11 protein-coding genes and 1 pseudogene are annotated in these 16141 nt (G+C 45.0%); 3 read left to right on the top strand and 9 right to left on the bottom strand.

Features of this window, described 5'->3' with window-relative positions:
* A pseudogene (locus EI162_RS01630) lies at positions 1-140 on the top strand (IS982 family transposase); the annotation flags it as partial.
* A gap of 17 nt (positions 141-157) precedes the next feature.
* Here the strand turns inward: EI162_RS01630 and EI162_RS01625 are convergent.
* From EI162_RS01625 to EI162_RS01615, 3 genes are all read right to left on the bottom strand, one after another.
* A complete protein-coding gene (locus tag EI162_RS01625) occupies positions 158-4114 on the bottom strand; it encodes an AAA family ATPase (RefSeq protein WP_192522687.1) in 3957 nt (1318 codons plus the stop codon).
* Positions 4115-4254: 140 nt separating this feature from the next.
* Positions 4255-5256, bottom strand: a complete 1002-nt coding sequence (locus EI162_RS01620; RefSeq protein WP_192522686.1) for a WG repeat-containing protein — start codon at positions 5254-5256, stop codon at positions 4255-4257.
* Positions 5257-5297: 41 nt separating this feature from the next.
* Positions 5298-6101 (bottom strand): sulfite exporter TauE/SafE family protein, encoded by an 804-nt coding sequence (locus tag EI162_RS01615; RefSeq protein ID WP_192522690.1) that lies wholly within the window; start codon positions 6099-6101, stop codon positions 5298-5300.
* Between the two features lie 220 nt (positions 6102-6321).
* Between EI162_RS01615 and EI162_RS01610 the strand changes: the two genes are divergently transcribed.
* Positions 6322-7299, top strand: coding sequence for a biotin--[acetyl-CoA-carboxylase] ligase (locus tag EI162_RS01610; RefSeq protein WP_192522685.1), 978 nt, complete (start codon positions 6322-6324; stop codon positions 7297-7299).
* An 82-nt stretch (positions 7300-7381) separates the two neighbouring features.
* Complete coding sequence (locus EI162_RS01605) at positions 7382-8110, top strand: pantothenate kinase (RefSeq protein WP_192522684.1); 729 nt, start codon at positions 7382-7384, stop codon at positions 8108-8110.
* 101 nt (positions 8111-8211) lie between these two features.
* On the opposite strand, the gene EI162_RS01600 is transcribed toward EI162_RS01605, so the two are convergent.
* The 6 genes from EI162_RS01600 to EI162_RS01575 all read right to left on the bottom strand — a co-directional run bounded on the left by EI162_RS01600 (position 8212) and on the right by EI162_RS01575 (position 15919).
* Entirely contained in the window at positions 8212-8715 is a 504-nt protein-coding gene (locus EI162_RS01600; RefSeq protein ID WP_192522683.1) for an energy transducer TonB, read from the bottom strand.
* A 119-nt stretch (positions 8716-8834) separates the two neighbouring features.
* Positions 8835-10022 (bottom strand): isovaleryl-CoA dehydrogenase, encoded by a 1188-nt coding sequence (locus EI162_RS01595; RefSeq protein ID WP_192522682.1) that lies wholly within the window; start codon positions 10020-10022, stop codon positions 8835-8837.
* 196 nt (positions 10023-10218) lie between these two features.
* Positions 10219-11139, bottom strand: coding sequence for a hydroxymethylglutaryl-CoA lyase (locus EI162_RS01590; RefSeq protein WP_192522681.1), 921 nt, complete (start codon positions 11137-11139; stop codon positions 10219-10221).
* 51 nt (positions 11140-11190) lie between these two features.
* Positions 11191-13314: an acetyl/propionyl/methylcrotonyl-CoA carboxylase subunit alpha gene (locus EI162_RS01585; protein WP_192522680.1), complete on the bottom strand. Its 2124-nt coding sequence runs from the start codon at positions 13312-13314 to the stop codon at positions 11191-11193.
* A gap of 30 nt (positions 13315-13344) precedes the next feature.
* Positions 13345-14151 (bottom strand): enoyl-CoA hydratase/isomerase family protein, encoded by an 807-nt coding sequence (locus EI162_RS01580; protein ID WP_192522679.1) that lies wholly within the window; start codon positions 14149-14151, stop codon positions 13345-13347.
* A 157-nt stretch (positions 14152-14308) separates the two neighbouring features.
* Positions 14309-15919 carry a carboxyl transferase domain-containing protein gene (locus tag EI162_RS01575; protein WP_192522678.1) on the bottom strand — a complete coding sequence of 537 codons (1611 nt, stop codon included), beginning with the start codon at positions 15917-15919 and terminating at the stop codon, positions 14309-14311.
* Positions 15920-16141: the final 222 nt, after the last annotated feature.

The raw sequence follows: 16141 nt of genomic DNA, 5'->3' as shown, positions 1-16141 counted from the left end.
TACAAAGGGTACGAGCAAGAGATTTATGGCATTTGTCTCATCGATTGATTCGTAAGATTCTGTCGCATAATCTATGCTTTGTACTCAACAAAAAACTTGGTAACCCGCCTCTTCAGTTTGAGTTGCTTATTTCAAGTTGAGAGTGGGGTTATTTATCCTATTCAGTAATATAGCGTGCCGCCTCATCAAGCGAGACGCTAACCAAAGTAGAAATACCCGCATTTGGCATGGTGATGCCTTTAAGCTCATCAGCAATCTGCATCGTCAATTTATTGTGACTGATAAAGATAAATTGCAAATCATCTGCCAACTCATGAATCAAACTGGTAAAACGCGCAACATTGGCATCGTCGAGCGGTGCATCGACTTCATCAAGCACACAAAACGGGGCTGGATGCTGCTTAAATATCGCAAAAATCAAACTCAGCGCGGTTAGAGTTTTTTCACCGCCTGACAGTACAGCGAGGCGACTATTACGTTTGCCTTTTGGTTGTGCCATCAAGGTCAGTCCTGCCCGCCACTGCTCCGTTTTTGGGGTATTATCTGGCATATCGTCAGTACTGAGCGTTAGACTGGCTTGCCCACCGCCAAAAACCTTGGCAAATAAATTGGCAAGCTCATTATTGACCGCATCGAGCGTCTGCGTAAACAGCGTCTTGGTAGTTTCATCAATCGAGGCAATCGCTTCGGTCAACGTCTGCATACTAGCGGCAATGTCTGTGGTCTGCTGCGCTAGTGGCTCTAAGCGCTCATTAACTTCTGCCAACTCTGCCACTGCCGCCAGATTGACCGCGCCAATTTTACCTAATTGCTGCTCAAGTTTGCTACGCTCCGACTCAAGCTCAGCGATTTTATCTGGACGCACACGGCGATCATGCGCGATAAAATCAGCCAATAGGTTTGAGACATTCATGGTTTGTTGCGGTTGCTGCGATATGTCCGATTGCGCTTTATATTTATGACTTACCTTATAGTAAGCATCTAGCGCTTCTTGCGTATGGCTACTGGCATCATCCAACCTTGCGGCGCTTAATGCCAGCTCAGTACTATGCTGAGCAAGCTCGCTTTGCTGGGTTTGCAATGACTGTTGCAGCGTATCTAATTCCGTCTGCTGCTGCGCATAATCTTGTTTAAGCACGTTCAATGCGGTCTCGCGCGTCGTCAATAACGTCTGCTGCTCATCGCGCGCGGTTTGTGCGCTTTGTAATGCCGCTTGTAGTGCTGGCAGCTTATTTTGCTGTTGCTCATACTTTGTCTGTAAACTCTGCTCGCTTTCGAGCGACTTATCATATTGCGTACTTGCCCGCGCAAGACTGCTGACACTGTGTTCAAGACGAATGTCACTTTGCTGAATACGCAGTTGTAATGCCTGCCAAGCGTCATCATCCGCTTGTCGTGTGCGAGCGAGCTCACTACGCTCAGTTTGCAATTGCTGACTTGTCGTACGAGCATCCGCTATTTTTGGCGTCAGTGCGGTGATCTCACTTTGAATATGCTGCTGTTCATCATTAAGTGTCTGTAGCTCTTGTGCCAGTTCTTGCTGCTCTTGTTCAAGGGCTTCTTTATCAGTATTTAGACGCTGGCTATCTGCTTGCAGGCGTTCAACGTTAGCGCGCTGAGTAGTAAGTTGCTGCTGGTATTGATGCTTATCGCGGGTTAGTTGCTGCGCTTGAGCGCGGGTTTCTTCTACATTGACCGTCAGCGCATCATAGTCATGCTGATTTTTAGTAATGGCTTTTTGTTGGTGTTGTATTTTTAATTCAATGTCATCAAGCAATTCTTCTAGCGCTTGTAGACGCGTACGCTGCTGTAAACGCTGGGTCAAAAACTGACTACTGCTATCATTTTGACCATTTTGCGCGCCAGCAAACTTGCTTAAATTGATTGTACCTTGACGACTGATAAGCCAACCATCAGTTGTGAGCAAAATAGCTGATGATGGCAATACTTTTAATATTTCGGCAAGCTCATTGTGAGACTGTTGACTGATCTCCTCAGGTTGGGCGATATATAAATAGCACTGCTGCCAAAGCACTAACGTTGGTAGCGTAATCAGCTCTGTTAAAGGCAGAACTTTATCAACCAAGTTATCTGGTAAATCACCAATAAACAGCTCTGCATTCACGTAATTTTGTTTAGCAGATAACAATAAGCTATAACCATTTGTTATTGATGACTTACCTTCTGTATTAGTGTGCTTCTTTTGTACAATCTGGTTTTGCGCTGTCTGATAAATAAACAAGTCGGTTAAGTCAGGCTCAAGCACCTGCCATAAGCTGTGCGTTTTCTCAGAGTCAGCACGCGCGTTATTAACGCTTAGTTGATGGGTTTGATTTGAGATTAGCACATGGCTATCTAACCATAACGCCAATACGCTATCGAGTAGTGCTGCGTGCTCACGTCCTTTTGCGCTTAACTCAATCTGTTCACGTAAAGTTGCAACAGCCAAGTCGTGAGCGTTATTGGCAGCATTTCTTTCTAATTCAGTTTGCCCATTAATAGGCTGTTGAGGTTTTGGCGTCGGCTTCAGATGCAATATCTGGTGCAGAGTATCGTATTCACTTGCCAATACGGCGTGGCGTTTTTCAGACTCATTTAATTCGCGCTGCTGCGTATTCAAACGCTGCTGCAAATCATGGGCTTGCGGTTGTAGCTCTGCTAATCGCTCATCGATGCTGTCTTGTTGGCGCTCAATCTGCTGCAATTGCTTATTCAGCTCAGCAACCTGCGTCTCTAAGGTCTGCTGTAAATGGTTCGCATCAATTTTTTCGCGCCCATCAGTACCATTATTAGTATCAATAGGTGATAGTGATTGTTGTAATTGCTGCCACAAATCCTGCCAATTTTGCTGGCGACGTTGCCATTTCTCCTGGCTTTGCTGCTGACGTTTTTGGGCTTGATGATTAATGGCTTGCTGTTGCTCGAGCGAGCGAGCCTTATCTTGTAAACGCGACAACTGGTTTTGCGCGTCATGGTAGGCACGCTGCAATGGTTGCTCATTGCCTTTATACGTCTCACGTTTACCGCCTAACTCGCTAAGCTGTGGACGCAAAGCTGCTAATGACTCTTGCTGCTCAATCTGCTCAGCCTTTAAGCGCTCAATCTCTTTGCTTGCTTGCTCGCGCTGCTGATATAAGCTCGCAAGCTGCTGCTCGATGGCGTGCAGCTGGGACTTTGCGTCACTTAGTTGATGCTCTGCTTGTTGATAGCTTAATTGCTGCTGATAATGGCTACTTTGGGCATCGTCTTTGAGCCATTGCTCTTGATTGATGTGGGCAGCCAACTTATCTTGCTGAGTTTTTAGCGTCTCGTAACTCGCTTGCAGGGTGGCGACTTCGGCGGCGATACGCTCATGGGCTAATTTTTGCTGCTGCTGGTTATGTTTGGCTTGATATAACTGCTGAATGGAAAGCTGTTGCTTGATATCAGCCAGTGTTAGCGCTAACGCTTCATAACGTTTAGCGCTGGCTGCTTGCTTGGACAGTCGCCTTTGTTGGCTGACCAATTCGCTTTGCATATCATGCAGACGTGCTAAATTATCTTGAGTTTTCTCAAGCTTCTTTTGGGTTTCTTCACGGCGCGCTTGATAGCGCGACACTCCCGCTGCTTCTTCGATAAACTCTCGCAGCTGCATCGGATTGGAATCTACAATTCGCCCAATCATGCCCTGCTCGATGACTGCATAACTGCGTGCACCAAGGCCAGTGCCCAAGAATACATCGACGACATCACGGCGACGACAGCGGGTACCATTGATAAAGTAATCTGAGCGCCCCTCTTTATTTACCTGACGACGGACGGATAGCTCTTGATAGAGATTGAACTCGTGGCGAATACCCGTCTGCTCATCTTGGGTATGCTCAAAAGTTAGCTCGACACTAGCGACACTTTTGGCCGTTTTATCTTGCGTACCAGCGAAGATGACATCACTCATCGCCCCGCCGCGTAATTGCTTAGCAGAGGTTTCGCCCAGCACCCAGCGAATGGCATCAATAACGTTAGATTTGCCACAGCCGTTCGGTCCGACAATGGCGGTAATGCCATGTCGAAAGGTAAAAGTCGTAGGATTGGCAAAGGATTTAAAGCCTGCCAGCTTGAGAGATTTTAGACGCATGAAGAATCAGTAAACTTAGCAAAAACAGGCGGCTATTCTACCTGATATTGTGGTGGGTTTTTAGGGTTTTAGAGGGTTAAGTAATAGTAATACATAGCATTTATTACTATTACTACTAACCTTCATTTAATTACCATTGATTAACTCTCAGATAATAGGATTTTATCTATGGTTTGTTGGTTAGGGTTTTCGACCTGACTACCTTGTTTATCGAACCAAATTTCTTCATCCTGGTAAGTCACAGAAACGACTCCGTTGCTAAAATCCCCGACGAAATCATAATTTAAAGGGACAATTATATTACCTGACTTGTCTATAAAACCACGCGTATCTTTTTGCATCACTCCAGCTAAGCCATCGCTGAACTCATCAGCATAGTCGTAAATCAAAGGAATGACGATATTGCCTAATACGTCAATATAACCATACTTACCATTACTTTCTACAGCGGCCAAACCTTCTTTAAATATATTTATCCAATCAAAATCATTGGATACGATAAATTTCTCGTTTTTATCAATATAACCCCACTTACCATCTTGTTTCACTGCTGCCAACCCTAAGTTGAAGCTATTAGCTTCTTGATACTTAGGCTCAATTATCATCTGTCCTTGTTTATCAATAAAGCCCCATTTGCCCTCTAATTGCACAGCGGCTAAATCCTCTTCAAAGCTCATAGCATCTTCATACTTAAAGGCTATGATTGTTTTCCCTAATGAATCAATAAAGCCCCATTTACCATTTTTTTTGACAACGGCTAAACCACCAGAGAAATCATCACCACAACTGTAAATCATAGGAATAACAAGCTTGCCTTTTTCATCAATAAAGCCAAAACTTTCACAATCATCGTCGTCGGAATTATACAATTTATCAGAATCAATGTTGAATACTAGGGCCAAACCTTCTTGTGGAAGCATGATATCGTCGTAAGGTAGGCATAAAAAAATATTTTCTTTGTTATCAATAAGACTATGCTTCCCCATATGTCTAACGATTCTAAACTCATCATTAAACTTATGAATGATAGGCTGTTGAATTCTTGGTTTAGCTCTCTCTTTATAATACCGATTAGCAAACAACTTTAAAAAAGTTGGAAAATTTAAATAGAGAAATTCAATAAAGTGTTTTTTGATTGACATAACAAGACTCTAAATTTAATAGCTCGAATATTAAGGTTTAGTTAAATCACCCCAATTCCACTTAACAATAACTGCCCGCCCGCAAATAGCAGGAGCACGCCAAATGCACGTTTGAGCGTCAGCGCAGGTAAGACATGGGCAAGCTTGGCTCCGACTTTTGCCATCGCAAAACTGACCACTGAAATACATAAAAATCCTGAAATATGCACAAAGCCTATCGTGCCCTCAGGTAGATTAGCGACATCTTGACCGAACCATGCAAACCCTGCCGCGCCCGCCAGTGCAATCGGTAGACCGCAAGCGGCAGACGTCCCGACCGATTGCTTCATCGACAGTCCTGCCCAGTTTAAAAACGGTACGGTCAAACTGCCACCGCCAATCCCAAAAATAGATGACGCCATACCGATGCCAGTACCCGCCCCAAACTGTACGCCAGTAGATGGCAATGGTTTACCGAGCTGCTCTTTATTGGATAAGAACAACATTTTTAAGGCGACTAATAGTGCGCCAACACCGATAAGCGCTTGCAACACTTTGCCATCAATCATATCTGCGACGCCCGCGCCGACCAGACTGCCAATGACTAGACCCAATGCCATTTTTCGCCAGACTTCCCAGCGCACCCCGCCGCGCTTATTATGCGCCGTAAGTGAGCTGATTGAGGTCACTACAATGGTCGCAAGCGAGGTGCCAATGGCCAAATGGGTGACCACTTCTGGTGAAAAATCATACGCGGTAAAAATCCACACCAATGCTGGGACGATAATCATACCGCCACCGACCCCAAACAGACCCGCACTAACGCCAGCAAATGCTCCTGCAATCACAAACCATACATATAACATCATTCAATCAGCCTTTTATAATGCATCTCTTTCATCAAATTATTTATTTTGTTATCACTTATATAACACATTTTTAATTGCATTTGCCAAATCATAAACTGATCTTTATGCTGTCTATTTGATCCTGTTTATTAGCGACAGTTTTTATTAGCAACAGTCGCTCAGTATATCAAAGATTTCCAATGCTACATTTGCTCCCTTAACTACATCGACCAAACTTATGCCAACACTCGCCCATTTATCTGACGGCCTACCTCATTCGTTAGTGCTCGATCATTTGCCTGAACTCAACCATCGCCACCTTATTAGTAGCGGCTCTACCAATAGCCAGCTGATAGCAGACGTGCAGAATGGCACGCTCAATGCTGCTGAAATGCATCTATTGACTGCAGAAACCCAAAGCGCAGGACGTGGGCAACATGGGCGCTCGTGGCAGTCACCGCGTGGCAATGTTTATCTGTCGTTATATTATCCAGTGCATATGCCGATTAGCGGTTTATTGTCGTTAATTATCGGCGTTGAATTGGCTAAAATGCCAGTTATTCAAGTGCTAAATGAGCAACTGTGTGCACAAGGATTGACACCTATCGGGGTAAAATGGGCAAACGATTTAGGTTTTTATTCGCATCATTCTGCATTGAACTTATCTGAAAAAGAGACACATAAAAAAGCAAACCAAACCCTGCCTTTTCATAAGCTTGCAGGTATTTTGATAGAACCAGTCACCCAAGCTGGCAAGCTGGTTGGCGTAGTGATGGGCGTGGGTCTCAATGTACAAGCGACGCCGAAACTCACCGCGCAAACCTGTGAAGGCATGAGCTATCAAGCGATTAGCTTACAGGATATCGAGCGGATACTGGAGCCAAAAGCACCAGCAAGCAGTCTACCAAGCTTACGCGAGCTTTATCAGCAAATGAGCAAGGCGTTAATGGCGGCGATGACACGTTTTGAGCATTTGGGCTTAGAGAAGCCCACTGGTCAAACCTATAATTTGGACAGCTTCTTAAAACAGTTTGACTCGATGGATGCATTGGCAGGACTACGCTTGCGTGTTACTCAAGAACATAACGGCAAAACAGATAGCATCACGGGTTATGCATGCGGTATCGATACACATGGATGTTTGCAATTACGCCAAGATAACGGTAATATTTCTGCGCTTTTTACTGGACGCATCGACGTTATTTATCAAGTTTAAACCGCTTACCTAACGAGCACTAAAAGTGAACCAAATATCAGCTTAATGGTTGAAAATCACGTCACTCTATATAAGGATATTTATGCTCTGGCTTGATCTTGGAAACACCCGCCTTAAATACTGGCTAACCGATGATATCGGACAGATAGTCTCGCATGATGCCAAGCAACATTTGCAAGCGCCTGCTGAATTATTAATGGGTCTGACCGATCGCTTTGAGCGTTATGCGCCTCATTTTATCGGGATCTCGTCGGTACTCGGCGACGACCTCAACATAAAAGTTTCAGAGACGCTCAGTCGCCTTGATATTCCGTTTGAGTTTGTCCATGTCGATGCCAAGCACGCCTTGATGAAGAGCGCTTATAATGATGAACAACTTGGCTGTGATCGCTGGCTACAAATGCTTGGCGCCGTAGATAAGACCAAACGCCAGTGTGTGATTGGCTGCGGTACAGCGGTAACGATTGATTTGATAGATCATGCTGAGCATTTGGGCGGTTATATTTTCCCTAGCATCTATCTACAACGCGAGTCGCTATTTTCTGGTACCAAGCAAATTACCATCTCTAATGGCACCTTTGATAGTGTCGCTCAAGGAACTACCACCAAAGATGCGGTACATCGCGGAATTATGCTGTCCATCGTTGGGGCTATAAATGAGGTTAGCACGCGCCATCCTAACTTTGAGATTATCATGACCGGTGGTGACGCTGCCATTATTGCCCAACACGTCAACCGTCCAGTCCGCCTTCGCGATGATTTATTATTAAATGGTTTGGCACGCTATTTTGACCATGAAAAACAGTCATAATAGTTTGGAATGTTTACCAAATAACAATAAAAAAGCAGGACGTTTTAAGCGCCCTGCTTTTTTTGGTTTGAGCAAACTATAAAGAAAACTCTTATCACCAATTAGTGTGCTCGATATTTAAATGTAATGGGTAAACTAGCCCTTCCTTTTACTGCTTTCCCTTTCAACAGAAATGGCATCAAACGTCCTGTCTGAACCTGTCTAGCAGCCCTTCTATCAAAACACTTATTACCACTACTTTTTTCGACATATATTTTGGTTATTTCACCTTGCTTATCAACCTGAAACCCCAATGTTACTTCGAACTTCTGTTCCCTCCTAATCTTAACAGGTTCCCCAGTTTCCTCATCTAAGCATCTGACTGATCGTTTATTAAAAGAAAATTTTGGCGGCTGTAACCAATTTGCGTCTCGACTAGAAAACTGAATCACTTTTTCTGAATCAGATAAATCAACTAACTCTGCCTGCGCTGGCGTCATACTTACTGTCAATGCAAACAGTGCAAGTAGGCTAGTTAACAAACTATAAGTACTGATAGCTTTTATATTGGTTAACAAGTGAAAGGCTGTATTAAAAACTGGCTTAATGTGTAATTTACTGATCATATAAAAGTCTTTTATCCAAATCATTAAAATGTGCCACGCTATTGGATACATAACGTAGCACATTTTTAGATTTTAGAGCAGATATTTTGGATAAAAGTTTACTATTAACCCAAAGATATCTACTTAGTCTCGTTAAATAACTCACGACCGACCAACATACGGCGAATCTCACTGGTACCCGCGCCAATCTCATATAGCTTGGCATCGCGCCAGTAACGACCAAGCGGATACTCGTTGGTATAGCCATTACCACCAAATATTTGGATGCCCTCGCCTGCCATCCAAGTGGCTTTTTCGGCACACCATAAAATCACACTGGCACAATCTTTACGTACTTCTCGGCTATGACCGGCACCACGTTTGTCTAGCATATCGAGGTTTTTGCCAACGGTATATAAGAAGCTGCGACCCGCTTGCAAGATAGTATACATGTCTGCGACTTTACCTTGAATGAGCTGGAATTCGCCAATCGCTTGTCCAAACTGCTTACGATCATGAATGTAGGGCACGACGTTATCCATTACTGCTTGCATGATGCCGATAGGACCTGCAGCCAATACCGCACGCTCGTAATCGAGACCGCTCATCAAGACTTTAACGCCTTCGTTTAAATTGCCCAAGATATTTTCACGGGGAATTTTGACATTGTTAAAGGTCATCTCACCGGTATGACTACCGCGCATGCCGAGCTTGTCGAGCTTTTGCGCGGTGCCAAAACCTTCCATGCCTTTTTCAACGATAAAAGCGGTCATGCCTTTAGCACCGAGCTCTGGATTGGTCTTGGCATAAACCACCATCACGTCGGCATCAGGACCATTGGTAATCCACATTTTGCTACCATTTAAAATATAGCTACCGTCTTTTTCTTCTGCTTTCAGTTTCATACTAACGACATCTGAGCCAGCGCCCGTTTCGCTCATTGCTAAAGCACCGATGAACTCGCCGCTGATAAGTTTTGGCAGATACTTTTGTTTTTGTGCTTCGCTACCATTACGTTTGAGCTGATTGATACATAGATTTGAATGCGCACCATAGCTCAGCGCCACTGATGCAGACGCACGGCTAATCTCTTCCATCGCCACCATATGCGCGACATAGCCCATATCAGAACCGCCATATTCTTCAGGAACAGTAATGCCATGTAGACCAAGATCGCCCATTTTTTGCCATAAATCCATGGGGAACTCATCACTACTGTCTATCTCGGCAGCACGCGGGGTGATTTCTTTTGCAGCAAACTGTTGTACCACATCGCGTAAGGCGTCGATATCTTCGCCAAGCTGAAAATTCAATCCAGGTAAACTCATAACCATTCCTTGTATTTTAATGTTTTAAATTTGAATTTTAATCTGTTTTTTAAAGCCACTATATTTTCTATACTGGTTTTGATGCCATAGTCAATTCAATTTGAAAGTGGTACAAGGCAACCGAGTGTAGATGTATATTTAATACCTCAAGCGAGGTTAACGCGGTAACACTTTTATAGTGGATTGACTATATTGGTTAAGACTGACGTTTATTAATCAATGCTCGTGCCACGTTTGAGCCGTTAACTCGCCCTAAAAACTCACTGATGCGCTCGCCTGCCACTACTAATTTCTCTAAATCGATACCAGTATTGATACCCATACCATGCAGCATGTAGACCACGTCTTCGGTGGCGACATTACCCGTTGCACCTTTGGCATATGGGCAGCCGCCAAGTCCAGCGACTGAGGTATCAAATTCGCTGACGCCCATTTGTAAGGCGGCTAAAGTATTACTTAGTGCTTGACCGTAAGTGTCATGAAAATGCCCAGATAGCATGGCAATATCAGCGTACTCCAATGCAGCTTGTAGCGCACGCTGTACTTTCAGCGGCGTGCCAACACCAATCGTATCCGCAATACCGATTTGCTCAGCGCCAATCTCAACTAATTTTTTAGTCACATACGCCACTTGGCTTGGGTCAATCTCACCTTCATAAGGGCAGCCGACGGTGCAAGAGATAACGCCGCGCACCTTGATGCCTTGCGCTTTTGCTGCAGCGGCAACGGGCGCGAAACGCTCAATGCTTTCATCAATACTGCAATTGATGTTCTTTTGGCTAAAGGTCTCACTGGCTGAGCCAAAGATGACGATTTCATCAGGGCGATGCAAAATAGCATTCTCAAAACCGCGCATATTCGGTACGAGTACCGAGTAACAAACGTCCGAGTGACGTGTCGGTGCAAGTGCTTCGAGCAGCGCACTATTATCACCCATCTGCGGTACCCATTTTGGCGAGACAAAACTGGTGGCTTCAAGTTTCTTTATACCTGCTGCAATTAAATCATCGATAAGTGCTTGCTTTACTGCCGTCGGCACCGTCATTGACTCGTTTTGTAAGCCATCGCGTGGACTGACATCGACGATGGTGACGTGCTTTGGATACGATATACTCATGCTAATCATCCTTTTTACTTATTCACCTTGTTATTACTCGTCTGTCCGCTATCAGCTTTCCGTATCGATACGCAACAGCTCATCACCATCAGCAACCGAGTCGCCCGCCGCAAATAATAACTCTGCCACCACGCCATCGGTTGGTGCTGTAATAGTATGCTCAATTTTCATCGCTTCAATGACAGCTAATGGCTCGCCTTCTTTGACCGTGTCGCCAACGGCTACTTTAAATGCCACTACCTGACCCGGCATCGGTGATTTCAAACTACCAACCGCAGCGCTATCTTCGCCGACGTGCGCCATGATATCGACCAGTGTAATTTCATCTCGTCCATTATCGGTAAAGACATAAACGGTTTCTTTATTTGTCCAACTTTGAACATTGACCCGTGCGCCCTCCAACCATAACGTATGATTATACGCGTCAATACTGTTATAGCTAACTTGACCTTCATAGACCATTTCTGTCTGGGCGGCTATATTAATATTGCTATTCTCTTCAGTATTGGCGATTTCTTTTTCAATGACCAGCGCAAAGCTACTGAGGCTATCGCTGCCTTTTTTGCTGTCTGAGCAATTAGCATTGTGCCAATTACTAATACGAGCGTTATAAGACTTCTCATCATAAACCAAGCTAAACGAGCGCGTATAATCGCTAAAGGCACGAAAGCCTATCGGTTTACTAAATGGGTCTGCACCTGTACTTTTCGCTGTTTGCGCTGCCGCTTCACTGGCAAGCTGCTGGGTAATAGCCGTCACTGCAAGCGTCGATAGCGCAAGCGGATGCTGATCAAACAACTCATCACGCTCACGTTCTATCAGCGCCGTATCAAGATTGGCTTGGCTAAATGATTCGGTATTTATAATATAACGTAAAAATGCCACGTTATTTGGCAGACCGACGATGCGCGTTTGTGCCAGTGCACGATCAAGTTTGGCCAATGCTTGCTCACGAGTGGGTGCATGGACGATAAGCTTGGCAATCATAGAGTCATAGAACGGGCTGATGACATCACCTTCGCGGACGCCATCGTCGATACGCACATCTGCGCTGTTTTTATTAATAACAAAAGTGCTATGCTCGGGCTTTTGATAGGTAAATAAAGTACCCGTCGCTGGTAGAAACCCATTGTCAGGATTTTCAGCACAAATACGTGCTTCAATCGCATGACCATTAATAGCCAAGTCTGCTTGTTTTTTAGGTAACGGCTGACCTGCTGCGACTAATAGCTGCCATTCAACCAAATCCACACCCGAAATGGCTTCACTAACGGGATGCTCAACTTGTAGACGAGTATTCATTTCCATAAAATAAAAGTTCATCGAGTCTTCGCGTTGTTCAACAATAAACTCAACTGTGCCAGCGCCTACATAATCAACGGCACGCGCCGCTTCAATCGCCGCTGTTCCCATCGCCTCACGCATAGCTGCATCGACACCGGGTGCGGGGGCTTCTTCTAGTACCTTTTGGTGGCGACGCTGTACTGAGCAATCGCGCTCAAACAGATGCACATAATTGCCATGCGTATCACCGAATACTTGGATTTCGATGTGACGTGGTTTTAGGGCATATTTTTCGACCAACACCTGATCATTACCAAAGCTGGTAATGGCTTCACGGCGACAGGATTCTAGTAACTCAATAAACTCGCTAGACTGCTCGACGATACGCATGCCCTTACCGCCGCCACCGGCACTGGCTTTAATCAATACCGGATAGCCAATACTATCAGCTTGCTGCTTCAAAAAATCCGCATCTTGATTGTCGCCGTGATAACCGGGTATCAGCGGTACGCCAGCCGCTTCCATCAAGCGTTTAGACTCCGACTTACCGCCCATGGCGCGAATAGCGTCTGCTGATGGACCGATAAAAACCAATCCTGCATCTTGACAAGCCTGCGCAAAATCTGCATTTTCACTCAAAAACCCATAACCTGGGTGAATCGCTTGTGCGCCAACATCGAGGGCAATCGCTATGATAGCATCGCCTTTAAGATAGCTGTCTTTTGGCGCAGAGCCACCCAAGTAAATCGCTTCATCACAGACCGCGACATGCTTAGCCTCACGATCAGCATCAGAGTAAACAGCGACGGTACTCACACCTAGACGCTTGGCAGTCGCAGCAACACGGCAGGCAATTTCACCACGGTTGGCGATTAGAATTTTAGAAAACATAACGATCCCTGTCTCTTGTGATTTTTATTATTAATCAGCTATCAGCCAATCAGGCTTACGCTTTTGCAAAAATGCTTGCACACCTTCTTTTCCTTGCTCTGACGAGCGGATATCGGCGATACCTTTAACCGTATCAGCGATTAATTCATCGGTAATATCTGCACCTGCGACGTCATGTAATAAACGCTTGCAGGTTTTGACCGCGTCAGGGCTGTTTTTGACCACTTTAGCGCAGAATGCTGCAACCGCACCATCAAGCGACTCTTCGCTGACGCGCTCATGCACAAAGCCGAGCTGACGCGCTTTTTTGGCATCAAAAACTTCAGCGCTGAGGAAGTAACGCTGCGATGCTCGTGCGCCCAATGCGCGTATCACATAAGGGCTGATAGTGGCAGGCGCTAATCCTAAACGGACTTCACTTAAACAGAAATTGGCTGTTTTGACAGCAATGGCTACATCGCAAACGGCAACCAAACCCATACCGCCTGCATACACATCCCCTTGGATAGCAGCAACCGTCGGTTTCGGACATTCATAAATAGTCTTCAGCATTTGTGCTAACTTATCCGCATCTGCTAGGTTTTCTTCATAGCTATAGTCTGCCATGGCCCGCATCCAATTAAGATCCGCACCTGCGCAAAACGCTTTCCCAGTAGCGGCTAAGACTATAACGCGTACGTCGTCATTAGCGCCAAGCGCCTTGAAAGTATCGGTCAACTCAGCAATCATCTCATCGTTAAAGGCATTACGTATCTCAGGGCGATTTAAGATTACCGTCGCCACATGCTGCTCAATATTAACCAATAGACTTTTATAGTTATTCAGATTTTGTTGCATAACTTTCTCTATATTTTATGTAAATACTTAAAAAACTCTGGATCAATCCATAATAATATTAATACAAGAAAACCGAGTACAAATCGTACTTCTTAAAAAGTTGTCGCAGCAGCCTCTTATAATGAAAAAAACTTATTATGGGCAGACATTAAAACTCTTACATTCTAAAGACACCAAAGCTTGTCCCTTCAATCGGGGCGTTATGAGCCGCACTAAGCGCTAATGCCAACACATTACGGGTATCAGCAGGATCAATCACCCCGTCATCCCATAAACGAGCCGTGGCATAATAAGGGTGACCTTGCTCTTCGTACATCTCACGTATTGGCGCTTTAAATGCCGCTTCGTCTTCGTCGCTCCACGCTTCGCCTTTACGGTCAAAGTTATCACGCTTGACCGTTGCCAAGACCGACGCTGCTTGCTCGCCGCCCATCACAGAAATTCGCGCACTTGGCCACATCCATAAGAAGCGCGGACTATAAGCACGGCCACACATGCCGTAGTTACCCGCACCAAATGAGCCACCAACGATGACAGTAAATTTTGGCACTTTAGCATTCGCCACCGCCATTACCATCTTGGCGCCATGACGAGCGATACCTTCGTTTTCATATTTACGACCGACCATAAAGCCGGTGATATTTTGTAGGAATACCAATGGAATTTTGCGTTTACAGCACAGCTCAATAAAATGCGTACCTTTTTGCGCTGATTCACTAAATAAAATACCGTTATTGGCAATAATCCCCACTGGCATGCCTTCGATATGGGCGAATCCACAAACCAGCGTGGTGCCAAAACGCGCTTTAAACTCATCAAAGGCGCTGTCATCGACGATACGAGCAATGATTTCTTTAATATCGAACGGCTTACGTTTATCGGTTGGAATAATTCCGTATAATTCTTTGGCATCATAACGTGGTGGAAGCGGCTCGATTTGATTCGGAATGTGCTTAGCAGGACGATTTAAATGACTGACGATATTACGGGCGATTGATAATGCATGCGTATCGTTTTGCGCCAAATGATCAACCACGCCTGACAGACGGGTATGGACATCACCGCCTCCCAAATCTTCTGCTGTAACTTCTTCGCCGGTTGCGGCTTTTACCAATGGCGGACCACCCAAAAAGATGGTTCCTTGGTCTTTGACAATAATAGACTCATCACTCATCGCTGGTACATAAGCGCCGCCTGCCGTACAGCTACCCATTACCACGGCGATTTGTGGAATACCAGCGGCACTAAGATTGGCTTGATTAAAGAAGATACGCCCGAAATGCTCTTTATCTGGGAATACCTCATCTTGATTGGGCAAGTTTGCACCACCAGAATCAACCAAGTAAACACACGGCAAATGATTTTCTTGGGCAATTTCCTGCGCACGTAAATGTTTCTTGACCGTCATGGGAAAGTAAGTACCGCCCTTAACGGTGGCGTCATTACAGACAATCATACACTCGGTGCCGTTAATGCGGCCGATACCAGCAATCACGCCAGCCGCTGGAATATCTTCACCATACATGTCATGCGCTGCCATTGGCGCCACTTCTAAAAATGATGTACCAACATCCAGCAAACGCTCGACACGCTCGCGAGGTAAGAGTTTGCCTCGCGCTAAATGCTTGGCTCTCGCACGCTCGGAGCCACCTTGGGCAACTTTACGCAAGTGACCATATAAGTCATCAACCACTTCTTGCATAGCGGCACTGTTTTGCTGAAATTCAGCGGCGTTTGGACTCAATTTACTGGTTATAATAGCGCTCATGATATCCCTTTTCTTTGATGCGTAAATGCGAGTAGCTTGTTATGCGAATTATTCTAACTACTGGTTATTTTATTATTTACTCGTGTTCGTATAGTCATTTCGATTTACAATCGATACAGCGAGATTTGGGTGAATTTTTTGCAGCCTCTGTCGGCGTAGGCACAGCAAGCCAGAAAAATCCATACGAATCTCGCGTCATAACATAACGTATTTATTTCATTT

This window comes from Psychrobacter sp. FME6 (genome assembly GCF_014861365.1).
In the GTDB taxonomy this organism is placed as follows: domain Bacteria; phylum Pseudomonadota; class Gammaproteobacteria; order Pseudomonadales; family Moraxellaceae; genus Psychrobacter.
The sequence above is the reverse complement of the archived record's forward strand: the minus strand, read 5'-3'. Positions and strand labels throughout refer to the sequence as shown.

Excerpts from the sequence above, each read along its gene's own strand:
- EI162_RS01625 (WP_192522687.1), bottom strand. The coding sequence starts at position 4,114 with ATGCGTCTAAAATCTCTCAAGCTGGCAGGCTTTAAATCCTTTGCCAAT.
- EI162_RS01620 (WP_192522686.1), bottom strand. The coding sequence starts at position 5,256 with ATGTCAATCAAAAAACACTTTATTGAATTTCTCTATTTAAATTTTCCA.
- EI162_RS01615 (WP_192522690.1), bottom strand. The coding sequence starts at position 6,101 with ATGTTATATGTATGGTTTGTGATTGCAGGAGCATTTGCTGGCGTTAGT.
- EI162_RS01610 (WP_192522685.1), top strand. The coding sequence starts at position 6,322 with ATGCCAACACTCGCCCATTTATCTGACGGCCTACCTCATTCGTTAGTG.
- EI162_RS01605 (WP_192522684.1), top strand. The coding sequence starts at position 7,382 with ATGCTCTGGCTTGATCTTGGAAACACCCGCCTTAAATACTGGCTAACC.
- EI162_RS01600 (WP_192522683.1), bottom strand. The coding sequence starts at position 8,715 with ATGATCAGTAAATTACACATTAAGCCAGTTTTTAATACAGCCTTTCAC.
- EI162_RS01595 (WP_192522682.1), bottom strand. The coding sequence starts at position 10,022 with ATGAGTTTACCTGGATTGAATTTTCAGCTTGGCGAAGATATCGACGCC.
- EI162_RS01590 (WP_192522681.1), bottom strand. The coding sequence starts at position 11,139 with ATGAGTATATCGTATCCAAAGCACGTCACCATCGTCGATGTCAGTCCA.
- EI162_RS01585 (WP_192522680.1), bottom strand. The coding sequence starts at position 13,314 with ATGTTTTCTAAAATTCTAATCGCCAACCGTGGTGAAATTGCCTGCCGT.
- EI162_RS01580 (WP_192522679.1), bottom strand. The coding sequence starts at position 14,151 with ATGCAACAAAATCTGAATAACTATAAAAGTCTATTGGTTAATATTGAG.
- EI162_RS01575 (WP_192522678.1), bottom strand. The coding sequence starts at position 15,919 with ATGAGCGCTATTATAACCAGTAAATTGAGTCCAAACGCCGCTGAATTT.